Origin of the sequence: Bacillus cereus (assembly GCF_007678085.1) — a bacterium.
Lineage (GTDB): Bacteria > Bacillota > Bacilli > Bacillales > Bacillaceae_G > Bacillus_A > Bacillus_A cereus_BE.
This window is the reverse complement of sequence record NZ_VEDW01000002.1, coordinates 455,336-480,162: the sequence shown is the minus strand read 5'-3', so window position 1 is coordinate 480,162 and position 24,827 is coordinate 455,336. Positions and strand designations below refer to the sequence as shown.

Sequence of the window (24,827 nt, the reverse complement as noted above, 5' to 3'; positions counted from 1 at the left end):
TATGAATCAGATAAATATGATCATTACTTACTAGCCTTGCTTACATTTGAACTAGTAGTAATGCAAACATCCCTATTTCTTTAATACATACAAAAAGCATATATCCGAAATGGATATATGCTTTCACTTTATTCTTGTCCTACACGTTTCACTTCTACGTTTTTAATGCGTTCACGTACAACGTGACTTGCCATAATTAAGCCTGCCACAGATGGTACGAATGCGTTTGATGAAGGTGGTAATTTCGCTTTACGAATTTTTGCATTTTCGTCTGGTACGATTTCTTTACGTACTTCTTCACGAATTACGATTGGGTTTTCGTCAGAGAAGACAACTTTTACACCTTTTTTAATACCCTCTTTACGAAGCTTCGTACGAATTACTTTCGCAATTGGATCTGTATGTGTTTTAGAGATGTCCGCAATACGGAAACGAGTTGGGTCCATTTTATTTGCTGCACCCATACATGAGATAATTTTAATTTTGCGACGTAAGCATTGTTTAATTAAATGAATTTTGAACGTAATCGTATCAGATGCATCTACTACGAAATCCAAGCCATGTTTGAAGAACTCTTCATATGTTTCATCAGTATAAAACATTTCTAGTCCAATTACTTCACACTCTGGATTAATGTCTGCAATACGCTCTTTCATTAATTCTACTTTTGAACGTCCTACAGTAGATACTAACGCGTGAATTTGACGGTTTACGTTTGTAATATCTACAACGTCTTTATCAACTAATACGAGACGCCCTACGCCAGAACGTGCTAACGCCTCTGCCGAAAATGAACCTACACCGCCAATTCCTAAAATACCGACTGTACTATTTTTTAATATTTCAAGTCCTTCTTTACCGAAGGCTAATTCATTACGTGAAAATTGATGTAACATTCAGCTCTACACTCCTATTACAAAAATGGTCTACCATGTATTCTAGCGTTTTTCCGACTATTTGTATAGAAAAAGTTATAGAATTCCTAAAAATACATATTTCGAGCATAAAAACATATTGTAAACCGACTTTTATTTCTTCCTAAATATACGTTTAAAAAGGAGGATTTAGAGAACCGAGCAGATCGAGGCACGTATGCTAGGAGGAGCACAGTGTAGCGTTACTACTCGAGCACCGGACTGGCGAAGCAACGACGAGATGCGCCTGCCCTCTGAACCGGACTTTATAAACAACCTCTCAAAAAAAGTCTAGACGGCTATAGTATAACCATCTAGACTTTTTTCTTACTTCTCTTCTTTTAAGCTTAATTTTAAGTTCAGCTCTTCAAGCTGTGCTTCTGCAACTGGGCTTGGCGCTTCTGTTAATAAGCAGCTTGCGCTTGCTGTTTTCGGGAATGCAATTGTATCACGAAGATTCGTACGGCCTGCAAGTAACATAACAAGACGGTCTAAACCTAATGCGATACCACCGTGTGGTGGAGTACCGTATTCAAATGCTTCTAATAAGAATCCGAATTGCTCTTGTGCTTCTTCTTGTGAGAATCCAAGTGCTTTGAACATTTTTTCTTGTACGTCACGCTCGTAAATACGAAGTGATCCACCACCAAGCTCATAACCGTTTAATACAAGGTCATATGCTTGTGCACGTGCTTTTTCTGGTGCTGTTTCTAATAACTCAACATCTTCACGGAATGGCATTGTGAATGGGTGGTGAGCTGCAAAGTAACGATCTGCATCTTCATCGTACTCAAGAAGTGGCCAATCCGTTACCCATAGGAAGTTAAATTTACTTTCGTCAATTAACTCAAGCTCTTTACCTAGACGTAAACGAAGTGCACCTAAGCTATCTGCAACAACGCTCTTCTTATCTGCTACGAATAGTAATAAGTCACCAGCATTTGCTTCTAATGTAGTCATTAACGCATTTGCTTCTTCTTCACCGAAGAATTTCGCGATTGGTCCTTTTAAGCCGTCTTCTTCAACTTTAAGCCAAGCTAGACCTTTTGCACCGTATACTTTTACGAATTCAGTTAATGCATCGATATCTTTACGAGAGTATTTGCTCGCAGCACCTTTTGCATTAATCGCTTTTACTTGTCCGCCGCTTTCTACAGCACTTGTAAATACTTTAAAACCACAACCTGCTGCAAACTCAGATAAGTCTGTTAGTTCCATTTCAAAGCGTGTATCTGGCTTATCAGAACCGTAGCGAGCCATTGCATCAGCATATTTCATACGAGGGAATGGTGCACTTACTTCTACACCTTTTGCATCCTTCATAACTTTCGTCATCATGCGCTCCATCATATCTAAAATTTCATCTTGTGTTAAGAATGAAGCTTCGATATCGATTTGCGTGAATTCAGGTTGACGGTCTGCACGTAAATCTTCGTCACGGAAACAACGTGCTACTTGATAGTAACGCTCAAATCCGCCGACCATAAGAAGCTGTTTAAATAGCTGTGGAGACTGTGGTAATGCATAGAATTCACCATCATGTACACGACTTGGTACTAAATAGTCACGAGCTCCTTCTGGTGTGCTCTTCGTTAAAATTGGTGTTTCCACTTCTAAGAAATCTTCTGTGTCCAAGAAGTTACGAATTGTTTTCGTTACGTCGTGACGCATTTTGAATGTGTTGAACATTACAGGACGACGTAAGTCTAAATAACGATATTTTAAACGCACATCTTCGGATGCATCTGTATCATCAGCAATAATGATTGGCGTTGTTTTCGCTGCATTTAATACGTTTACTTTCGTTGCTTGTACTTCAATACGACCAGTTGCCATATTGTCATTAATTGCGCCTTCACCACGCTCAACAACTGTACCTTCTACGTGTAATACGTATTCGCTACGAATTGTTTCTGCTATTTCTAACGCTTCTTTTGATGTTTCTGGGTTAAATACAACTTGCACGATACCTGTACGGTCACGTAAGTCAATAAAGATTAATCCGCCTAAATCACGGCGTTTTTGTACCCAACCTTTTAATTGAACTGTTTGTCCAACTGCTTCTACTGTTACTTTTCCACATGCATGTGTTCTTTCAGCCACTGTAAGTTCCCCCTATATTAATTTCTCTGCTACGTATGAAGCAAATACATCTAATACTACTTCTTCTTGTTCGCCTGTTGCCATATTTTTTAAGTTAATGATGCCTTTATCTAGCTCATCTTCCCCTAATACAGCTACAAATTTTGCTTTTAGACGATCTGCTGATTTAAATTGTGCTTTCATTTTGCGGTCTAAATAATCTTTTTCCACTGATAATCCAGCTTTACGAAGATCAAACGCAACTTTCGCAGCATGGTCTTTCGCTTTTTCACCAAGTGCTACAACGTAACAATCGATACTATGTTCAATTGGTAATTCGATGTTTTCAGCTTTTAGCGCCATAATTAAACGTTCAATACTCATCGCAAAACCGATACCTGGCATTTCTGGTCCACCGATTTCTTGTACAAGTCCGTTGTAACGGCCACCACCACTTAATGTAGTAATAGCACCGAAACCTTCTGCCTCACTCATAATTTCAAAAACAGTATGTTGGTAGTAGTCTAAACCACGTACTAAGTTCGGATCTTTTTCAAATGGAACATCCATCATCGTTAATAGTTCTTGAACTTTTTCGTAGTATACTGCTGAATCTTCGTTTAAGTATTCTGTAATAGATGGTGCTGTTCCCATTAATTCGTGGTTACGGTCCTTCTTACAATCTAAAATACGAAGAGGATTCTTTTCTAAACGAGATTGACAGTCAGAACAGAACTCGCCGATACGTGGCTCGAAGTGTGCGATTAACGCATCACGGTGCGCTTGACGGCTCGCTGCATCACCTAAGCTGTTTAATACAACTTTAATATTTTTTAAGCCCATGCCGCGGTAAAACTCTACAGCAAGTGCAATTACTTCTGCATCAATTGCAGGATCGTTACTGCCGATTGCTTCAATACCGAATTGGACGAATTGACGATAGCGACCTGCTTGTGGTCTTTCGTAACGGAACATTTGACCGATATAGTATAATTTCGTTGGTTGTGTCGCGTCACCGAACATTTTGTTCTCAACGTAAGAGCGTACAACTGGTGCAGTACCTTCTGGACGTAATGTTAAACTACGCTCTCCACGATCTTGGAATGAGTACATTTCTTTTTGTACGATATCTGTCGTATCACCAACACCACGTAAAAATAGCTCAGTGTGTTCAAAAATTGGTGTACGAATTTCTTTATAATTGTAACGACGGCAAATTTCGCGTGCTTGCCCTTCGATATACTGCCATAACTCAACAGTGCCTGGAAGAATATCTTGCGTTCCGCGTGGGATTTGAATAGACATATTCAGTTCCTCCTCAAATTGTTTTAATCTTAATAAAAATAAAAAAACTCCCGCCTCTACTGTTTGAACAGTAGGGACGAGAGTATTATACCCGTGGTGCCACCCTAATTGAAGCACGTATGCTTCCACTTTTTTAATAACGCTTAAATGTGCGTTCATCCCTACTAAGCATATATGTGCTGTTCAAGTTGAAACCTCTAGAGTGTCATTCAATCAGTCATCATGCAGAAATGTTTTCAGCCCAAGACATTTCTTCTCTTTCCATGTGTGTCTCATTTACTCTTCTCTATCAACGGTTATATTCATATGTAAATATAAAATTACTATACGTTTGTTGAGTAGGATTGTCAAGTACTCTAAGAGCGTTCAATCTGCTTCTTTAGACGCTTTACATCTTGAAGAGAAATCCCAAACTCAGAAGCAAGCTCCATTGAAGTATTGTTTTGCTCTTTTGAAATAAAATCATGAAAATTCACGTTAAACAGTTGATTTGCACCATTTGTAACAGAGTGCCCTTTTTCATTCATACGCATACGTATATCCCTCACATTCAATATGGATGTTTTACTTTTTATTGTTCCATATTGATTAGAGAGTTATACATAAACGAAAAAGCTATTGGTTCCAAAGAAAGTGAATCTTTCATCCGCGGGGGGTACTGCCCACAAATAGAGGGATAAATGAACAAAACATACAATAATGTATAAAAAAGAGAGGATTATATCATCCTCTCTTTTTAAGCAACACTATTTACTTTCCACAATTAAGGTCACCGGACCATCATTGATTAAAGAAACATCCATCATTGCTCCGAATTTCCCTGTTTCTACATGCAATCCTTGCTTACGAACTTCCTCATTAAAGAAATCATATAAACGCTCTGCATAATCAGGTTTGGCAGCATCCATAAAGTTTGGACGTCTTCCCTTACGGCAATCTCCGTATAATGTGAATTGCGAAATTGATAGAACTTGTCCTTCTACATCAAGTACAGAATGGTTCATCTTTCCGCTCTCATCTTCAAAAATACGTAAGTTCGCAATTTTCTCTGCAATGTAAGTTGCATCTTTTTCTGTATCTTCATGCGTAATGCCAACTAGTAATGTTAAACCGAACGGAATTTGTCCTACGATCTCACCGTCTACTGTGACAGACGCTTCTTTTGATCGTTGTAAAACAACTCTCATCTTTTCTACACTCCCTATTAATGCATCATGCGTCGTACTGCATAAATTTCTGGAACACGTTTAATGCGTTCTACTACTTTTTTCAAATGCTGTAAGTTACGAATAGAGATTGACATATTAATTGTCGCCATCTTATTACGGTCACTTCTACCAGAAACCGCCGAAATGTACGTTTTCGTCTCTGTAACAGCTTGCAATACTTCATTTAATAAACCACGGCGATCATAACCTGAAATTTCAATATCAACGTTATATTCAATTTCTTTTTCAGGACTACCTTCCCACTCTACTTCTAATAAACGTTCTATAGCTTCTTCTGTATGAACATTTACGCAATCACGACGGTGGATTGATACGCCTCGGCCTTTCGTAATATATCCAACGATATCATCACCGGGTACTGGGTTACAGCATTTTGATAAGCGAATTAATAAATTATCCGCACCACTTACCTTAACACCAGAATCCCATTTTCGAATTTTCATCGGTTTACGAACTTCTTTTACTTCAACAATCTCTTCTTCTTCACGTTGCTTACGGAACTTGTCCGTTAGTCGCGTAACAATTTGTGAGGCAGTGATGCCGTTATACCCAACTGCCGCAAACATATCTTCTTCATTTGCAAAGTTGAATTTTTCAGCAACACGTTTTAAATTGTCAGGTGCTAACACTTCTTTCATCTCATACTCTAGGCTACGCACTTCTTTCTCAACAAGTTCACGGCCTTTTTCAATATTTTCATCTCTACGTTGCTTCTTAAAGAATTGACGTATTTTGTTTTTTGCATGAGATGTTTGAGCAAGTTTCACCCAATCTTGACTTGGTCCATACGAATGTTTCGATGTTAAAATTTCAATGATATCGCCTGTTTTTAATTTATAATCAAGCGTCACCATTTTACCGTTTACTTTTGCACCAATTGTTTTATTTCCAATCTCTGAATGCACACGATATGCAAAATCAATCGGAACAGATCCAAGTGGCAATTCCATTACATCGCCTTTCGGTGTAAAGACGAATACCATGTCAGAAAATAAATCAATTTTTAATGACTCCATAAACTCTTCTGCGTTAGAAGCTTCATTTTGCCATTCTAATATTTGACGGAACCATGTAAGTTTCTTCTCTAATGTACCCGTGGTTTCTGCTGTCTTTCCTTCTTTATACGCCCAGTGTGCCGCGATCCCGAATTCTGCAATCTCATGCATTTCTTTCGTACGAATTTGCACTTCAAGCGGATCACCTTTCGGCCCAATTACAGTCGTATGAAGGGATTGATATAGATTTGCTTTCGGCATGGCAATATAATCTTTAAATCGACCTGGCATCGGCTTCCAGCACGTATGAATAATTCCAAGTACCGCATAACAATCTTTAATACTATTTACAACGACACGTACAGCTAATAAATCGTAAATCTCATTGAACTGTTTATTTTGCAGTGCCATTTTACGATAAATACTGTAAATATGTTTTGGTCTTCCAGAAATTTCAGGTTGAATTGCAACTTCTTTTAACTTCTCACGAATACCAGTCATTACTTCGTCTAAATATTCTTCACGTTCTGCACGTTTACGCTTCATTAAATTTACAATACGATAATATTGCTGTGGATTTAAATAGCGAAGTGACGTATCCTCTAGCTCCCATTTAATAGTACTAATTCCGAGTCTATGTGCTAAAGGCGCAAAGATTTCTAACGTTTCATTCGCAATGCGACGCTGCTTCTCCTGAGGCAAATGTTTCAATGTACGCATGTTATGAAGACGATCAGCTAGTTTAATTAAAATAACTCGAATATCTTGAGCCATTGCAATAAACATTTTGCGATGGTTTTCTGCTTGTTGCTGCTCATGAGATTTATATTTAATCTTTCCGAGCTTTGTCACACCATCGACAAGCATAGCAATTTCTTTATTAAATTCCCGTTCAATATCTTCTAATGTAATCTCTGTATCTTCCACTACATCATGTAAGAAACCTGCTGATACTGTAGCTGGATCCATGTGTAAATCAACTAAAATACCTGCAACTTGAATTGGATGAATAATGTACGGTTCACCCGATTTTCTGTATTGTTCGCTATGCGCATCACGTGCATATTCATAGGCACGTGCCACTAGCTCAATATCTTCATCCGCTAAATATTGACTTGCTTTCTCGAGTACCTGTTCAGCTGTTAGTACCTGCTCATTTGCCATCGAATCACCTTTTATTGAAAATTGACTTTATCTTTATTAAATAGAATAAATTATATTCTATCATTATAACCCAATGATTGTGAATTGTGAAAAGGAAAAGATTTTACTGATATTTCACCTTGTTTTTTTGTGCAATTATACAAAAGTACCCGCTCCTCTCCAAGAGATTCACGGGTACTTTTTATCACCGTAGTTTTACTATATAGTGATTAGTATTTTTCTAATACTAATACATCGTAACCATCTAACATTTTACGACCATCTAAGTAAGTAAGCTCTACTAAGAATGCAATTCCTGCTACAACTCCACCAAGTTCTTCAACTAGCTTAATTGTCGCTTCAATTGTTCCACCTGTAGCTAATAAGTCATCTGTAATTAATACGCGTTGACCTGGCTTAATTGCATCTTTATGGATTGTTAAAACATCTTTACCATATTCTTTACCATAGTCAACTGTAATTACTTCACGTGGTAATTTTCCTAATTTACGAACTGGTGCAAACCCTACTTCTAATGCATAAGAAACTGGACAACCGATAATAAAGCCACGTGCTTCTGGTCCTACTACAAGGTCAATGTCTCTTTTCTTTGCATACTCAACGATTGCATCTGTTGCTGCTTTGTATGCTTTACCGTCGTTCATTAACGGTGTAATGTCTTTAAACACAATACCTTCTTTTGGATAATCCGGTACAATTGCGATATGTTGCTTGAAATCCATATTTCTGAATCCTCCTCAGATCTAAAAGGTTTGTAAATACAAATCCTTTACCCTAACTGTTCTACTTCTTTATGATTACGAATCGTTTCAAACCATGTATATAGTTGCTGATATGTGCTATAAACCAATTCTTTTTCTAATTGTAAGTGGTTCATTTTCTCACGATATGTGTTCGATTCAATTAAATCACGCTTTTGTTTTTTGTCTGCCATAAAAATGACGCCATCTTTTATTGTAACAAATTCTAACTCAAAAAACACCTGTGTCATGAAATTTACTGTATCTTTTGACCAACCTTTATGACGACAAAGTTGTTCCCCGTATTGTCTTAAAGAAAATGGTGATTTTTGGCTTAAGAATGAGTAGTACCATTTAAAGTGTTCCCTCGTTGGAACGGTACTAAATAAATGATTATTTTCTTGATAAAACAGCGTATAAATTCGCGACGGGAACCCACCTTTAAATAAATCTCGTAATTCATCTGTTCCTTTTGGCAAATCAAGTAACACGATGTATTGATCATCTAACTCCGTTACTTCTGATGCATGCATCATATGCTCTTTATAGTCTTCTAAAGAAAATTTATTCAACACCTCTTCAGAAAAATACACCATCGTAATTTTTTCTTTCGGAAGTTCTGCTAAATTTGCCTCTACGTTACGCATACTACGCCAATCAAATAATTGCCACGCCTCTACCGCAATATCTTGTACCATTAATTGTGGCTTCTTAAAATTATTCCACTCATTGATAGATGCTTCCCCTATTACAGATACCTTTGCAACTGGAGAAATTTCTTTCGCATACGCACCAAAACCGAATCCGATTGTGTCCAGTGTTGCTTGTCCATCGCGAAGAGCCATTTTCAAATGAGAACCATCTGATCCGATTGCCCGAATACTTTCTAGCTCTGCATCCTTCACTGCAATACGTGGTTTTGGATTTCCAACACCAAATGGCGCTAACTTTTGCATATCTTCAATTGCTGCAAGTGTTACATCCTCCACTTTACAAAAGACATCAACGGCTGTAATTGGAATAAAATCTTCTTCTGTTAAAATTGTATCTGCTTGTTCATTTAAGCGGCGGCGCAATTCAGCTACATCATTCATATGTAGCGTCATTCCTGCTGCCATCGGATGACCTCCGAAGTGTGGCAATAACTCTCTACAATCTGACAAGTTTGCGAATAAATCAAATCCTGCAATACTACGTGCTGAACCTTTTGCTGTTTCTTTTACAGGATCAATGCTCAATACAATTGTTGGACGATAAAAACGTTCAACTAATTTAGAAGCGACAATTCCAATTACACCTGGATTCCAACCTTCTTTTGCAAGCACTAGTACTTTATTGTCTTCTGGCGGGAAATTATTTTCAACTTCAGCGATAGCTTCTTCTGTAATTTGCTTTACAATATCTTTTCGCAGTTTATTCAACTCATCAATTTCTTCAGCAAGCTCTTTCGCTTCTTCTGGATCCTCTGATAATAAAAGATGTACAGCCGGCGTAGCATCTTCTAAACGTCCAACAGCGTTAATACGAGGTGCGATTGAGAAGCCAATACTCTCTTCTGTAATTTCACTTTGAGAAACGTTAGCAACTTTAAATAGCGCCTTTAGTCCGATATTTTTTGTCATGCGCATATGTTTTAAACCGCGCTTCACTAGCAATCTATTTTCACCATGAAGTGATACTAAATCGGCAACTGTACCAATTACTGCAATTTCTAATAAATGTTCTGGTACACGGCCTAACAATGCATGTGCAACTTTAAAAGCAACACCTACACCAGCTAAATAGTGAAACGGATATACACCGCCATCTAATTTCGGATGAATAATCGCAAGTGCTTCTGGCAATTCTGGTGGTGGCTCATGGTGATCCGTAATAATAAGATCTACTCCAAGCTCCTTCGCTACCTTCGCTTCATGAACTGCTGCGATACCAGTATCCACAGTAATAATTAGCGAGAAACCTGCGCTATGTGCCCAACGAAATGCTTCTTCGTTTGGTCCATACCCTTCAGTAAAACGGTTTGGGATATAAAATTCTACGTCTGCACCTAATTCTTGCAAAGCAAGATATAACACAGTCGTACTACTTACTCCGTCCGCATCGTAGTCACCAAATATTAATATTTGCTCTCCATTTTGAATCGCCTTATTTACACGTTCTACCGTTCTATCCATTCCTTCTAATAAAAATGGATCATGAAATTCTTGATTTTCTGTATTTAAAAAATCTAAAATCTTATCTTCTGTATCTAGTCCTCTACCGAGGAATAACGAAACGACAAGTGGTGATAATTGTAATTTACTTGCTAATTCACTCACTCGCTCATTATTATATTCTTTTTCTTTCCAACGCGTCTTCGGTTGTAACACGAAATCACCCCTTAACCTGTTCATTATACAAGACAGATTAAGGGGTGACAATATAATGCAAACTACGATGCAATATCTGCATACAAAAATGTTAATGATCTTTAATTTGGAGAATACGGATTTATATGTACGAACACATTTTGTACGTTATCTTGTTCCATAAGCGTTTCTTTTACATGCTTTCCAATACGGTGACCTTCCTCGACAGTAATGTATGGATCTACCGAAACTTTAATATCAACAATAACATAATGACCATGCTCCCTTGCATATAAAGAACCGATTTTTTTCACACCATCTATTTGAAGTACTGCTTCTCTAAGTGGAATTACATCTTCCTCATGAAGAACATGATCCAGCGTTGCATGTATTGCTTCCGCCCCAATACTCCACGCCATTTTTGCAACAAGAAGTGAAACAAATAATCCTGCAATTGGATCGGCATATACAAGCCAATCTAACCCGAACTTACCACCGATAATCGCTGCACAAATACCGATTAAAGCTGCAATTGAAGAAAATACATCCGAACGGTGCTCATATGCATTTGCAATAATTGCATCACTATTTACCCTTTTCCCTAATCGGAATTTATATTGAAACATTCCTTCTTTCACGATAATCGAAAGAACAACAGCAAAAATCGTAATTCCTTTCGGTGGTTCTAATTCTTGCGAAAAAGCTTTTATAGACGAAATCGCTATCTCGATCCCCACAATAAATAACAATACTGCAACAATAATCGCTGAAATCGATTCCGCTTTACCATGACCATACGGATGATCTTCATCGGGCGGCTGCTTTGCTGCTCGCAATCCAAACAGTACAGCTAGTGAACCAATTACATCTGACGCAGAATGCACCGCATCCGCTAATAGCGCTTTACTGTTCCCAATATAACCAATTACCGCCTTTACAATCGCTAATATAATATTACCAACGATCCCGACAATAGCACCAAACTCGGCCTGTTTAAAACGTTCATCTTTTTCCATAATTAAAATCCCTTCTTTTCTTAACCTATCTTTTTATTGTAACAAAAACAGCGATAACATCACCACTTTCTTCCATTTTCCTATTTCAAAGTTGCTATCTTATTGTATCCACAAACGAAAAAAGAGATGCCTCATAAAGAGACATCATCTTTTTTATACTTGCGGTTCAGATTCTACTTTCTCAACCTTTTTCTTGTTTTTGCCCTTTTTCAAACGACGGTTTTCAAGCATTAACCAAATTTGAGAAGCGACGAAAACAGAAGAGTACGTACCTACAACTAATCCGACAAGTAAAGCAAACGAGAAGTTACGTAATGACTCACTACCGAAGATAAGTAACGCAATTACCGGGAACAACACTGTTAATACGGTGTTAATTGAACGACCAAGCGTTTGACGAATACTTGCATTTACGATTTCTTCTAAGTCTTTTATATCGCGAACTCGTTTTTTCTGTTTGTATAATTCACGGTTTCTATCAAATGTAACAATAGAGTCATTAATAGAATAACCGATGATTGTTAATACCGCAGCGATAAACGTTAAGTCTACCTCTAATTGGAAAATACTAAATATAACAATCATAACAAATGCATCATGTAATAATGCAAGTACTGCAGATAATGCGTACGTAAATCGGAATCGAATACTTACGTATAAAATGATAACCGCAGAGGCGATTAATACAGCGATAAACGCATTTCGTGCAATTTCTTTACCGATTGTTGGTGAAACTGTACTTACGTTTGGATCTGTACCATATTTGTCGTGGAAGAATGTTTTTGTTTTCGCAATTTCATCTTTTGATAGAACACCTAATGTACGAACTGCGAATCCTTTATTGTCATCTCCAGTCGGTACAATGTTTTCTTCTTTTACATCAATGTTCAATTCTTTAAAATCTTTATGAACATCAGATACAGTAAGGGCTTGTTTTGATTGCAAGTCGATACGTGTACCACTCGCAAAGTCAATACCAAGATTCAATTTGAAAATTGGTAAAATAATTGCACCTGCAATTACAACTACAATCGAGAAAACAAGGAATTTATGACCGATATTTACGAAGTTAATACGATCAAATCTTGTCGGTGGATGTACTACACCTTTTGTTAATGGAATAATATCCTTTTGTTTTACACCAAAGTATCCTGGTTTTTTATCGAAGTAACGGCTCTTTACAAGTAATCCTAGTAAGAAACGAGTACCGAATACGTTTGTAATGAAACCGACTAAAATACTTACGATTAAACTTGTTGCGAACCCTTTTACAGAGCTATTACCATAAACGAATAATACACCAGCTGCTGCAAGTGTTGTAATGTTCGCATCTAAAATGGTTGCTAATGAACGATGGTTACCAGCACGGAATGCTGACATCATTGACTTACCAATTTTCAGCTCTTCTTTCAGTCTCTCGTACGTAATAATATTCGCATCAACTGCGATACCTACCCCGAGCACTAACGCCGCAATACCTGGCAACGTAAGAACTGCATGCATCCAGTTAAAGACAAGTAATGTAACGAAAATGTATAGACCTAACATAATAACCGCTACAAGTCCTGGTAAACGGTAGAATACAAGCATAAATAAGAAAATAAGAGCGATACCAATCGCACTAGCGAAAATCGTTTGCTCTAACGCTTGTTGACCAAATTTCGCTCCAACTGATGTTGAATACATTTCTTTTAAATCAACAGGAAGTGCACCTGCATTTAATAAAGATGAAAGTTGTTTTGCACTTTCAACTGTGAAGTTTCCACCTACGATAGATACTTCAGCTTGGTTAAACACTTGGCTTACTGTTGCTGCTGATAAGAACTTCGGATTCGGTTTTGCAGATTCTGCTTTATACGAATCTTTTCCTTCTTCAAAATCAAGCCAAATTACCATTAAATTCGTTGGTGGCGGCATTTTTGAAATTTTTTCAGTTACTTCACGGAATTTTTCAGCGCTTTTTAGTGTAAGACCTACGCTCGCACGGCCTTGCTCATCAAATGTTTGCTTTGCTCCGCCGCCTTTTAAATCCGTTCCGTCCATAAGAAGGTTGTCATCTACATCACGGAATGTTAATTTCGCTTGTGTTGATAACATTTCACGTGCTTTTTGCTGATCTTGTACACCAGCAAGCTGTACGCGAATTCGGTCCTGCCCTTCAATTTGAATGTTCGGCTCACTTACACCGAGTACATTGACACGATTTTCAAGAGCACCTACTGTACTGACAAGTGCCTCTCGGTCAATTTTATCACCTTTTTTGGCTGGTTTTACTTCATACAGAATTTCAAAACCACCGCGAAGGTCTAGTCCTAGACTAATTCCTTTTGCTATGTCTTTTCCTGCCGCACCAATTACTCCACCGATTAATAAAACGATGAGGAAAAAGGCGGCAATTCTCGTACCACGCTTTGCCATATGTACCCTCTTTCTGCTACTAACACTTTAAATAAATCTCTTACGATTCACTTTATACGTGTGCATACGCCTAGTTAGTAGACTTCCTTTCTATAATTTTGCTAGTTCACCACTAGCTGCGTCGGTATGTTTTTCACAATACCTACACTTTCATTATTTATTTTCTCTCTTCACTACCCCCTTTATATATGATCTTAGACATAATTATTTCCTCATTATCAATACCTATCATTATACTGCAAAAGGAAGAACAAACCAATTGCAGTCGGTTATTTATTTTCATATTCATCAAATGACCAAAGTGGCGCTTGATATGCTTCAACAGTTAAATAAGTCATATATTCATTAGCACTTACTCTTAATACATCATTTACTAATTCATATAACCTCACATCGCCGTCTATCTTCTTCCACTTTTTCACTTTAAGAAACTTCCAAATGTCATCATCTGTTACTCGGTCATAACCGAACATGTGGAACTCTTCTACTTTACTTTCTAAAACGACTTGTAACTGTCCGCGGTATGATTCTACCAAAGCCTCTTTTTCTAACATACATAACATCTCCTTCTGATTTCAGCACGAAAAGTCGCTTTTAATCCCGCTCTAATGGACAGCAATAACCACTTTCAAGAGCACGATCATACTTCACTCTCTCAAATGCTTGTCATTCTTGTCTCGTACGTGCATATAAATTATTGTAAATCATTCCACTGATTTTGAGAAGGTAGGAGAAGACCATGACGAGACAAAGCTTTTTAAAAGGCGCATTTATTTTAATGATAGCCGGCTTTATTACCAAAATCCTTGGATTTATTAACCGGATTGTAATGGCACGTATTTTAGGTGAAGAAGGCGTTGGCCTTTATATGATGGCCGTTCCTACATTCATTCTAGCAATTACATTAACACAAATTGGCCTTCCTGTCGCAATCGCAAAATTTGTAGCAGAAGCAGAAGCTGTGAATGATAAACAAAGAGTTAAAAAAATATTAACAGTATCATTAGCAGTTACATCCGTTATTAGTATCATTTTAACAATTGGAATTATGCTCCTCACACCTATTTTAGCAAAAACATTATTAACTGATGAACGAACGTACTATCCATTAATGGCCATTTTACCTGTCGTTCCTGTTATTGCTGTTTCTTCTGTTTTACGCGGTTATTTCCAAGGGAAACAAAATATGAAACCTAGCGCTTATGCTCAAGTTATAGAACAAGTTGTCCGCATTACCATTATCGCTATATGCATTCAATTATTTTTACCATATGGCGTAGAATATGCTGCAGCTGGCGCTATGTTATCAGCCGTTCTCGGTGAAGTTGCATCGTTATTATTTTTACTCACTTTATTCCAGCGCGAAAAGCATTTATCTATACGCTCTGGATTTTTCACTACTGTAAAGGAAAGCAAGGGGACATTTTATTCTCTTATGGATATTGCACTTCCAACTACAGGAAGTCGCTTAATCGGTTCCGTTTCCTATTTTTTTGAACCTATCGTCGTTATGCAAAGCTTAGCGATTGCCGGCGTTGCTGCCTCCGTCGCAACCCAGCAATACGGTATATTAAACGGGTATGCCTTCCCACTTCTTTCACTGCCAGCCTTTATTACATACGCTCTTTCTACAGCACTCGTTCCATCTATTAGTGAAGCAATGGCCAAAAGACAACATAAATTAGTAGAACACCGCTTGCAACAAGCTCTGCGCATCTCATTAATTACTGGTGGCTGGTCAGTTGTTATATTATACGTATTTGCTTCTCCTGTTTTAACTCTTATGTATGGATCGGACAGTGCAACAGCATTCATCCAACTTCTTGCACCTTGCTTTTTATTTCATTACTTTCAAAGTCCACTTACCTCTGTTTTACAAGCTTTAAACTTAGCACGTGCGGCGATGATGAATACATTTATTGGCGCAATCGTAAAATTAATCGTTATTTTTGTACTAGCTTCAAGACCAGAGTTTCAAATGATGGGAGTTGCACTCGCTATCGCTGCAAATATAGTAACGGTAACATTTCTTCATTACGCTACTGTTTTAAAGAAAATTACATTTACCATTTACGCAAAAGACTACATTTTCGGCGGACTTGCCATCGGTATTGCAGGCTCCTTCGGTTTTTACCTTCATAAGTATATGATTTTTTCTCATTCACTTGGTATACAAACATTATGGGAAATCACTTTAACAACACTCGTTTATATTGTGCTCCTCTTCACTTTCAAGCTCATTCGAAAAGAAGAGTTAAGTCGGCTCCCTATCATTCGAAAACTTTCATTTTTGAAGTAAACAGGCTTACTATTTCATATAGTAAGCTTCTAGTTTTCTTTCAAATCAACAAAGAATTGTCCATTTTGAAAACTGCAATATAAAATTTGCGCGATATCGTTATAACCTAAGTTTTTTAATTTCCCAATAAGCCATTCATCTGTATGTTCAATCATTTGTAAATGACTCGATTGAATTTCTCCATCGATAATAAGAGGAAGAGTAAACTGTAATGCATCCTGTTTATCTTTTTGCTTTTGAAAGACAGATAACTTCCCAGATGGTTCTAAAATAGCATATTCTACATCTCTTATATCTCCGACTCCCTGCTCCCTTAATTGCATCATTAAATCATCTATATTATATCGCTGGTTTCTCATCTTTTTTTCATCAATTTTCCCGGCATTAATAATGATCGCTGGTTCTCCTTCTATCAAATGCCGAAATCGCTGAAACTTTAGTGAAATGACTGACAAAATGATTTGTATACACATAAGAAAAGTCATTGGAACTAACTGATGCCAGAGTGATTTATCCGTATTTTCAATTGCGACTACAGCCATTTCGCCAAGCATAATAAATACGACTAAATCTAATACGCTTAATTCTCCTATCTCACGTTTACCCATAAGACGAAAAATAATTAAGATGATAATATACAAAAGCATCGTCCGGCCAATTACCGATATCCATTCCATTTCTACATCTCCTTTTTTACGTATAGACTCCCCTATAAAAAAGAAACTAGTCTAACTTAGGAAAAAGGGAAATATGCTTGTATTAAAAAGGGGGAATGTATACATGGATGGAACGAAAAAATTATCAACTGCAATCGGCTTTGGTATCATTACCTTATTAATTCTTGCATCAATTATTAGCATGGTTATGGCTCTTTTATTAAAGTTTACAGATATGACTGAAGGGACATTAGCTGTTACTATTTTTATACTAGCTCTTTTATCTATGCTGATATCCGGATTTACTGCCGGCAAAAAAGCACAAGGGAAAGGTTGGCTAGTAGGTTTCACAACAGGTCTTACATTCGCTATACTTGTTTTTCTAGTTAACTATTTAGGCTTCTCTCAAACTTTATCGAACTCACAGTTACTTTATCAATTAGCATTAATGGGTGCGAGTACACTCGGTGGTATTTTCGGTGTAAATATGTCAAAACAAAACAACTAAAAAAAGGCCCTGCACATTTCATGCAGGGCCTTCCTCATTAGTTTTTCACAACTTCACGAATCGCATTGCGATCGAAAGTTAAGTGTGAACCACCAGATTTAATAACGATTTTCGTATCATCTACTGATTCGATTGTACCGTGTAAACCACCGATTGTTACGATAGCATCACCTTTTGATAACTCACTTTGCATTTGAGCAACTGCTTTTTGACGCTTTTGTTGCGGGCGAATTAATAAGAAATAGAAAATCGCAAACATCGCAACGATCATAACGATATTCATCATACCTGGATTCATCTTTTGTTCCTCCTTTTAATTTATGTATTAGAAGTTTTTAGCATTCGGTTTATTAAAGCCATACTGTTCAAAGAACTCTTCGCGGAAATCGCCAAGACGGTCTTCACGAATAGCTTGTCTCACCTGCTCCATTAAGTTTAACAGAAAATGAAGGTTGTGATAAGACGTTAAACGAATTCCGAACGTTTCATCACATTTCATTAAATGACGAATGTACGCACGAGAGTAATTTTTACATGTATAGCAATCACAATTTGGATCAAGCGGACCGAAGTCTCTTGCGAATTTCGCATTTTTCACAACTAGACGGCCTTCACTTGTCATACATGTACCATTTCGAGCGATACGAGTTGGAAGTACGCAGTCAAACATATCAATACCACGAATTGCACCATCGATTAATGAGTCAGGAGAACCTACTCCCATTAAGTAACGTGGCTTATTATCTGGAAGAAGCGGCGTTGTAAACTCAAGTACACGGTTCATAATATCTTTCGGCTCACCTACAGATAAACCACCTACAGCGTAACCAGGGAAGTCCATTGAAACAAGATCTTTTGCACTTTGGCGACGAAGCTCTTCGAACTCTCCACCTTGTACAATACCGAATAAACCTTGATCTTGTGGACGTTCATGCGCTTTTAAACAACGCTCTGCCCAGCGGCTTGTACGCTCTACAGACTTCTTCATATATTCAAAAGTAGCTGGGAATGGTGGACACTCATCAAATGCCATCATAATATCTGACCCTAATGCATTTTGAATTTCCATCGCTTTTTCTGGTGATAAGAATAATTTATCTCCATTTAAGTGGTTACGGAAGTGAACGCCTTCCTCTTCAATACGACGGAAGTCACTTAAACTGAATACTTGGAAACCACCAGAATCCGTTAAAATTGCACGATCCCAGTTCATAAATTTATGCAAACCGCCTGCTTCACGAATAATTTCGTGACCTGGGCGTAGCCATAAATGATACGTATTACTTAAAATAATGCCAGAATCCATTGCTTTTAATTCTTCTGGTGACATTGTTTTAACTGTTGCAAGTGTACCAACTGGCATAAATGTCGGTGTATCAAATGAACCGTGCGGCGTATGTACGCGTCCTAAACGGGCACCTGTTTGTTTACAAGTTTTTATAAATTCATAACGAATTGCTGTCATAATTTACTCCTTTTATTTGTTTCCCATTTTAGCGTGAGATGCAACGAACATTGCATCACCGAAGCTAAAGAAACGATATTTTTCTTTTACTGCTTCATTATAAGCATGAAGTACATTATCTCTGTTTGCAAATGCACTTACAAGCATAATTAATGTTGATTTCGGTAAATGGAAGTTTGTGATCAAACCATCAATTGCTTTAAATTCATAACCTGGGTACATGAAAATATCTGTCCAGCCAGAAGCAGCACAAAGCTTGCTATCGTGATCTGTCGCAATTGTTTCTAACGTACGAGTTGAAGTCGTACCTACCGTAATAATACGGCCACCACTCTCTTTCACACGATTTAATAATGCCGCTGTCTCTTCAGACATATGGTAATATTCTGCGTGCATATGGTGTTCTTCAATCGTATCGGCAGAAACTGGTCTAAATGTTCCAAGCCCTACGTGAAGTGTAATGAAAGCTAATTCAACGCCTTTTTGTTTTAACTTCTCCAGTAACTCTTCTGTAAAGTGAAGTCCTGCAGTCGGCGCTGCTGCTGAACCGATTTCTTTCGCATATACTGTTTGATAGCGATCGCGATCTTCTAGCGTCTCTTTAATATATGGAGGAAGTGGCATTTCTCCAAGTTCATCTAAAATTTCATAGAAGATGCCGTCATATGAAAATTCAAGCTGACGTCCACCTTGATCTGCAGTTCCTGTACAAGTTGCTTTTAATTTCCCTTCACCAAAAGAGATAACAGTTCCTTCTTTTACACGTTTTGCTGGCTTAACAAGCGTTTCCCACTTATCGCCTTCTTCTTGTTTTAAAAGAAGTACTTCAATGTGTGCGCCTGTATCTTCTTTCACACCGTGTAAACGAGCAGGCATTACTTTCGTTTCATTTAAAACTAAGCAATCTCCCTTATGTAAGTAAGAAAGAATGTCTGTAAAATGTTTATGCTCAATGTCACCTGTTTCACGGTCTAACACCATTAATCTTGATGTTTCACGATCTTCTAATGGGACTTGTGCAATCAGTTCTTCTGGTAAATGAAAATCAAACAGATTTATATCCATAACTATATCCACCTATTTCTTATTTAAATCGATTTATTATATACATAATAAAAGATAATACAATACTTAACACAATACATGTAATGATAGGAAAATAAAAGGTAACGTTTCCTTTTTTCACAAAAATATCGCCTGGAAGCCTTCCAATGAACTTCCAAGCTAATCCAACAATGATAAGTAAGATACCCGCTGTAATAAGCAATTTTGGCATCTCCGTCATACTTTTGGCATCTCCATTCCGAAATGCTCATATGCAAGCGGCGTTACGATTCGGCCTCTTGGCGTTCGTTGTAAAAAGCCAATTTGTAATAAATATGGCTCATACACATCTTCAATCGTATGAGATTCTTCTCCAATCGTTGCCGAAACGGTTTCTAACCCAACTGGGCCACCACGGAATTTCTCAATAATACCAAGCAATAATTTATGATCGATATGATCTAGACCTAATTTATCTACTTGCAGTAGTTCTAACGCCATTTGTGTAATTTCCATTGTAACTGTTCCGTTACCACGAACTTGTGCGAAATCTCGTACACGTCGTAATAAACGATTCGCAATACGAGGTGTACCACGAGCACGTCTTGCAATTTCTAGTGCAGCTAACGAATCAATTTCAACTTCAAATACTTCTGCTGTACGTTCTACAATCTCAGACAACTGATCTACTGTATAGTACTCTAATCTTGAAAGTACACCGAAACGGTCACGAAGTGGTGCTGATAATGCTCCTGCACGTGTCGTTGCTCCAACTAATGTAAATGGCGGTAAATCTAAACGTACAGATCGTGCTGACGGTCCTTTCCCAATTACAATATCAAGGCAAAAGTCTTCCATCGCAGGATATAGCACTTCTTCAATCGATCTATGCAAACGATGAATTTCATCTATAAATAATACATCCCCCGGCTGAAGCGCTGTTAATACAGCTGCTAAATCTCCTGGTCTTTCAATTGCTGGACCTGAAGTTGTTCTAACATTAACGCCCATTTCATTAGCAATAATATTCGCAAGCGTCGTTTTACCAAGCCCTGGCGGTCCATATAGAAGCACGTGATCTAACGTTTCTTCACGCATTTTCGCTGCTTCAATAAACACTTCTAAATTATGTTTCGCTTTATCTTGGCCAATATACTGACGGAGCGTCTGTGGCCGTAATGAATATTCTAAATCCGCATCTTCATATGCAGATTCCCCTGAAAGGAGACGTTCGTCCATTATACTCACCTCTTACCATTTAGTAAAAGACTAAGTGCCTTTTTAATATACTGATCCGTCGTTAATGATTCTTTTAATAACTCTGGTACAACGCGAGAAACTTCTCGTTCTGCGTATCCAAGTGCGCGCAGAGCTTCCAGCGCCTCATCAAGCTCAGCTGATGAACCTTTCTTCTCATCAAAACGTTCTGTATCTGAGAATAAATCAACAAATGCATCTGGTACGACATCTGCTAGTTTTCCTTTTAAATCTAAAATCATTTGGCGCGCTGTTTTCTTTCCGACGCCCGGGAACTTCACTAAAAACTTCTCATCTTCATGTTCAATCGCTTGAACGACCTGTCCTGTTTGACCAGACGCTAAAATTGCAAGAGCGCCTTTTGGCCCAATACCAGACACACCTAACAACTTTGTAAATAATAAACGCTCTTCACGTGTTTTAAACCCGTAAAGTGCCATAATATCTTCTCTCACATAATGATATGTATAGACACGGATTTCTTGCTTACTTCTTTGAAATACATACGGATTCGGTGTGAAAATTTGATAACCAATTCCATTATGATCAATTACGACATATTCCGGTCCTACATACTCCACGTAACCTGTAACATATTCAAACAAAATACGATCTCTCCCTCTTAAATCATGTATTCCATTTTAACATATTTAATGATAGAAAAGCGAGACTACCCCAACAAACGTTCTCCATTTGAAACTTCTGTTATTTTCCATTGACAGAAAGCATGAACCACCTTAATATACAGAGGTCGATAATGATTATCAATACTAATTAAAGGGGTTACATCAGGATGAAACAGAAGCTATTTATTTTATGTACTATTATGCTAGTTGTTTTTTCTATCGTTGGCTGTTCTTCTCAAAAAGAAGAATCAAAAGCGATAGAACAACCGAAAACAAAAGTTGTAAAACACGCTAAAGGGGAAGCGACAATTCCAGTAAATCCAAAGAGAATTGTTGATTTATCTGGATCAACAGAAGAATTATTACTTCTTGGACACAAACCTGTCGGTACAGCAAACACATATAAAGATAAAATCCAAAATCACTTAACAGAAAAATTAGATGGTGTAAAAGCAGTAGGTTGGTACTGGGCACCTAAAGTTGATTTAGAAGCTGTTACTGCTTTAAAACCAGACTTAATTATTTTAAATAATCGTCAATTAAAGATCTATGATCAATTAGAAAAGGTTGCACCGACAGTTGTTTTAGAAACAAACTTAGAAGACTGGCGCGGTAAGTTTAAAGAAGTAGGTAAACTATTTGACGAAGAAAAGAAAGCAGACAAATGGATTGCAGACTACGATAAAAAAGCAGACTCTTTATCTAAAAAAATTAAAGAAAAAACAAAAGATGAGAACTTTATGTTCGTCGCAGTTACACCACAAAACTTCCGTGTATACGGTAGCTTCGGATATGGTGATATCATCTTTAACGACTTAAAACTTCCAGCAACAAAAGGTACAGATTTAAAACAAACGATGGCACAAGTATCGCTAGAAGGTCTTGTTGCATTCCAACCTGATCAAATGTTTATTGTAAACTTTGGCGGCGAAGCTGATAAAGTTTACGAAGACTACAAAAACAGTGCCGTTTGGAAAGACAATAAAGCAGTTAAAAACAATCATGTATATGAAGTATCGAATGAAGTCTTCAATACGAAAGCATTCAATCCAATCGGAAAAGACATGCTAATTGATGAAATCGCAAAACAAATTTTGGATAAAAATAAGTAAGAAAAAAGCAGCTCACCATGAGCTGCTTTTTTTCTTATTTTGCACTGCGTATTGCTTCATTTTTTCAATCGTCTTCACAAAACCTTCTTTTGATTTAATCCGAATACCCCGCTTCAATTTCGCACGCTCATAACTCTCAAGCTTTTTCATATCAATTTGGAAGAAGGAGTGAATCGCATTATCACTTTTCGGTACACCCTTGAAAATTTGTAATATCCCTTCCTCTGACACACCAAAATAACCGCTCGTCTTTAATAACGGAGAAATATCATCAACTTTCTTTTGTAATACAATTTGTACATCATCACGATCAACAAGCTGCCATTCTTTATATTGCTGTAAAAACTTTTCTAAGTCTGCCACTTTTTCTGTAAATATTTCCTCACTTACTTCTCCATCAACATACATTCGCTCTAATAAAATTGTAACTTTCGGCTCTTTTTCTGTTACTTCTGGTACTGGCCCTTCCGCCTTCACGTTCGTTTCATAAACGAAACAAAACGTCATAACGAAAGCTTGCATCGCAATCAGTATCCATCTCATTTCCGTTCACCTCTTTTAGGCAAGATCAAACTTTCATTAGTAGCTTTTCCGGAAATGGGGGTTTTATCCCTAATTCATAGATTACTCTCATTAAGACTTATAGAGCCCAATGATTTCTACCTATTTCGAAACATATTGATTACGTGAAAACTTTTTTATACCTTTATTTGATTGTACCGTTGCTATATAAACCCCAATTAATACGATTATCATTCCAACTATTTGTTGCCACGTAACAGATGCTCCATACAATATAACTGATATACCAGTAGCCACAATAGGGGTTAGATTTAAATACATACTAGCTTTGCTTGCACCTAGTTCTTCAACCCCTTTATTAAACACGATATATCCAACTAACGTCCCGCATACGACCATATACAACATTTCTATCCATCCCTGTAAAGAGAGCGTTACAACCTTTCCCCACCCATCTTCATATAGAGAAAGGCCTGCTAAAAACACAGTACCCAATACCGTCATACTCATTGTTGTTAACAAAGGGGAGATACCATTCATAACCTTTTTTCCTGTTAAGCTATATAAAACCCCACAGGTTAAAGCAGCTATAAATAAAAGATCTCCCTTATTAAATGACAAAGACATAAGCATATTCATTGAACCACCCGTAATAACCACTATTACACCGACAAGGGACAAACTTAAACTTATTCCGACTTTTATACTCCAAGACTCTTTAAAAAACATTATTGCTCCCAATGTTACAAAAACGGGCATTGTAGCAATAAGAAGCGAGCCATTCAGAGTGGAAGTATAGTTAAGTCCCATAAAGAAAAAAACATTGTAGCCAAAAATACCTGTTAACGATACAAATAACAGTCCTTTCCAATTCTTTAATAACAAACTTGTATTCCACTCAGATTTCATAAACACGATGCCCATTAAAATACAACCCGCTAAACCAAAACGAATTGTTGCCGCAGTAATCGGTGGAATTTCAGTAATAACATGCTCTGCTGTTGCAAAAGACCCACCCCAAAACAAAGGAACAAATAACATAATGACATACATACGATTTATTCTGTTCATTTTTATTACCCCTTTCACGAAAACAAGTTTAAAAGTTTAAACTTGTTTACATGTTA

The 24,827-nt window shown here is 37.4% G+C and carries 23 protein-coding genes and 1 other annotated feature; of the genes, 3 read left to right on the top strand and 20 right to left on the bottom strand.

Going from position 1 to position 24,827, the window contains the following annotated elements; translation table 11 throughout:
- Window positions 1-128 precede the first annotated feature (128 nt).
- The 11 genes from FS742_RS11580 to FS742_RS11535 form a co-directional block, all read right to left on the bottom strand.
- Complete coding sequence (locus tag FS742_RS11580) at window positions 129-896, bottom strand: tRNA threonylcarbamoyladenosine dehydratase (RefSeq protein ID WP_000903182.1); 768 nt, start codon at window positions 894-896, stop codon at window positions 129-131.
- A gap of 345 nt (window positions 897-1,241) precedes the next feature.
- Window positions 1,242-3,017 (bottom strand): aspartate--tRNA ligase, encoded by a 1,776-nt coding sequence (gene aspS / locus FS742_RS11575; RefSeq protein WP_144612458.1) that lies wholly within the window; start codon window positions 3,015-3,017, stop codon window positions 1,242-1,244.
- A gap of 12 nt (window positions 3,018-3,029) precedes the next feature.
- Complete coding sequence (gene hisS, locus FS742_RS11570) at window positions 3,030-4,301, bottom strand: histidine--tRNA ligase (RefSeq protein WP_144612456.1); 1,272 nt, start codon at window positions 4,299-4,301, stop codon at window positions 3,030-3,032.
- Window positions 4,302-4,370: 69 nt separating this feature from the next.
- Window positions 4,371-4,603 (bottom strand) — a binding site (T-box leader).
- A 54-nt stretch (window positions 4,604-4,657) separates the two neighbouring features.
- Entirely contained in the window at window positions 4,658-4,834 is a 177-nt protein-coding gene (locus FS742_RS27565; RefSeq protein ID WP_001242605.1) for a hypothetical protein, read from the bottom strand.
- Window positions 4,835-5,047: 213 nt separating this feature from the next.
- Entirely contained in the window at window positions 5,048-5,488 is a 441-nt protein-coding gene (locus FS742_RS11565) for a D-tyrosyl-tRNA(Tyr) deacylase (protein WP_001266956.1), read from the bottom strand.
- Window positions 5,489-5,505: 17 nt separating this feature from the next.
- The gene (relA, locus tag FS742_RS11560; RefSeq protein ID WP_144612454.1) at window positions 5,506-7,689 is read right to left on the bottom strand and encodes a GTP diphosphokinase; all 2,184 of its coding nucleotides are present in this window, start codon (window positions 7,687-7,689) and stop codon (window positions 5,506-5,508) included.
- 209 nt (window positions 7,690-7,898) lie between these two features.
- Window positions 7,899-8,411 (bottom strand): adenine phosphoribosyltransferase, encoded by a 513-nt coding sequence (locus FS742_RS11555; RefSeq protein WP_000346220.1) that lies wholly within the window; start codon window positions 8,409-8,411, stop codon window positions 7,899-7,901.
- 47 nt (window positions 8,412-8,458) lie between these two features.
- Window positions 8,459-10,798, bottom strand: a complete 2,340-nt coding sequence (recJ, locus tag FS742_RS11550) for a single-stranded-DNA-specific exonuclease RecJ (RefSeq protein ID WP_144612452.1) — start codon at window positions 10,796-10,798, stop codon at window positions 8,459-8,461.
- Window positions 10,799-10,899: 101 nt separating this feature from the next.
- Window positions 10,900-11,793: a cation diffusion facilitator family transporter gene (locus tag FS742_RS11545; RefSeq protein WP_144612450.1), complete on the bottom strand. Its 894-nt coding sequence runs from the start codon at window positions 11,791-11,793 to the stop codon at window positions 10,900-10,902.
- Window positions 11,794-11,946: 153 nt separating this feature from the next.
- The gene (gene secDF, locus FS742_RS11540; protein ID WP_144612449.1) at window positions 11,947-14,211 is read right to left on the bottom strand and encodes a protein translocase subunit SecDF; all 2,265 of its coding nucleotides are present in this window, start codon (window positions 14,209-14,211) and stop codon (window positions 11,947-11,949) included.
- A gap of 269 nt (window positions 14,212-14,480) precedes the next feature.
- Window positions 14,481-14,765, bottom strand: coding sequence for a post-transcriptional regulator (locus tag FS742_RS11535; RefSeq protein WP_144612447.1), 285 nt, complete (start codon window positions 14,763-14,765; stop codon window positions 14,481-14,483).
- Between the two features lie 185 nt (window positions 14,766-14,950).
- Between FS742_RS11535 and spoVB the strand changes: the two genes are divergently transcribed.
- Complete coding sequence (gene spoVB / locus FS742_RS11530) at window positions 14,951-16,510, top strand: stage V sporulation protein B (RefSeq protein ID WP_048531383.1); 1,560 nt, start codon at window positions 14,951-14,953, stop codon at window positions 16,508-16,510.
- 29 nt (window positions 16,511-16,539) lie between these two features.
- On the opposite strand, the gene FS742_RS11525 is transcribed toward spoVB, so the two are convergent.
- Window positions 16,540-17,187, bottom strand: coding sequence for a DUF421 domain-containing protein (locus FS742_RS11525; protein WP_144612445.1), 648 nt, complete (start codon window positions 17,185-17,187; stop codon window positions 16,540-16,542).
- A gap of 103 nt (window positions 17,188-17,290) precedes the next feature.
- Between FS742_RS11525 and FS742_RS11520 the strand changes: the two genes are divergently transcribed.
- A complete protein-coding gene (locus FS742_RS11520) occupies window positions 17,291-17,674 on the top strand; it encodes a TIGR04086 family membrane protein (protein ID WP_087982117.1) in 384 nt (127 codons plus the stop codon).
- 37 nt (window positions 17,675-17,711) lie between these two features.
- Here the strand turns inward: FS742_RS11520 and yajC are convergent, their stop codons facing one another.
- Genes yajC through ruvA form a run of 6 tightly spaced genes read right to left on the bottom strand, consistent with a single transcriptional unit; the run spans window position 17,712 to window position 22,045 of the window.
- Window positions 17,712-17,972, bottom strand: coding sequence for a preprotein translocase subunit YajC (gene yajC, locus FS742_RS11515; RefSeq protein ID WP_001068068.1), 261 nt, complete (start codon window positions 17,970-17,972; stop codon window positions 17,712-17,714).
- A 27-nt stretch (window positions 17,973-17,999) separates the two neighbouring features.
- Entirely contained in the window at window positions 18,000-19,139 is a 1,140-nt protein-coding gene (gene tgt / locus FS742_RS11510) for a tRNA guanosine(34) transglycosylase Tgt (RefSeq protein ID WP_000125362.1), read from the bottom strand.
- Window positions 19,140-19,151: 12 nt separating this feature from the next.
- Complete coding sequence (queA, locus tag FS742_RS11505) at window positions 19,152-20,204, bottom strand: tRNA preQ1(34) S-adenosylmethionine ribosyltransferase-isomerase QueA (protein ID WP_144612443.1); 1,053 nt, start codon at window positions 20,202-20,204, stop codon at window positions 19,152-19,154.
- 19 nt (window positions 20,205-20,223) lie between these two features.
- Window positions 20,224-20,424 (bottom strand): DUF2905 domain-containing protein, encoded by a 201-nt coding sequence (locus tag FS742_RS11500; protein ID WP_061672388.1) that lies wholly within the window; start codon window positions 20,422-20,424, stop codon window positions 20,224-20,226.
- Entirely contained in the window at window positions 20,421-21,422 is a 1,002-nt protein-coding gene (gene ruvB / locus FS742_RS11495) for a Holliday junction branch migration DNA helicase RuvB (RefSeq protein WP_046197784.1), read from the bottom strand. Before ruvB ends, FS742_RS11500 begins: the two co-directional genes overlap by 4 nt.
- 5 nt (window positions 21,423-21,427) lie before the next feature.
- On the bottom strand, window positions 21,428-22,045 hold the full coding sequence (ruvA, locus tag FS742_RS11490) for a Holliday junction DNA helicase RuvA (protein WP_000464511.1): 618 nt from the start codon (window positions 22,043-22,045) through the stop codon (window positions 21,428-21,430).
- A gap of 188 nt (window positions 22,046-22,233) precedes the next feature.
- On the opposite strand from ruvA, the gene FS742_RS11485 reads away from it, so the two are divergent.
- Complete coding sequence (locus tag FS742_RS11485) at window positions 22,234-23,178, top strand: iron-hydroxamate ABC transporter substrate-binding protein (RefSeq protein ID WP_144612441.1); 945 nt, start codon at window positions 22,234-22,236, stop codon at window positions 23,176-23,178.
- Between the two features lie 12 nt (window positions 23,179-23,190).
- Here the strand turns inward: FS742_RS11485 and FS742_RS11480 are convergent, their stop codons facing one another.
- On the bottom strand, window positions 23,191-23,721 hold the full coding sequence (locus FS742_RS11480; RefSeq protein ID WP_144612439.1) for a BofC C-terminal domain-containing protein: 531 nt from the start codon (window positions 23,719-23,721) through the stop codon (window positions 23,191-23,193).
- Window positions 23,722-23,841: 120 nt separating this feature from the next.
- Window positions 23,842-24,771, bottom strand: coding sequence for a DMT family transporter (locus tag FS742_RS11475; protein WP_144612437.1), 930 nt, complete (start codon window positions 24,769-24,771; stop codon window positions 23,842-23,844).
- Window positions 24,772-24,827 lie beyond the last annotated feature (56 nt).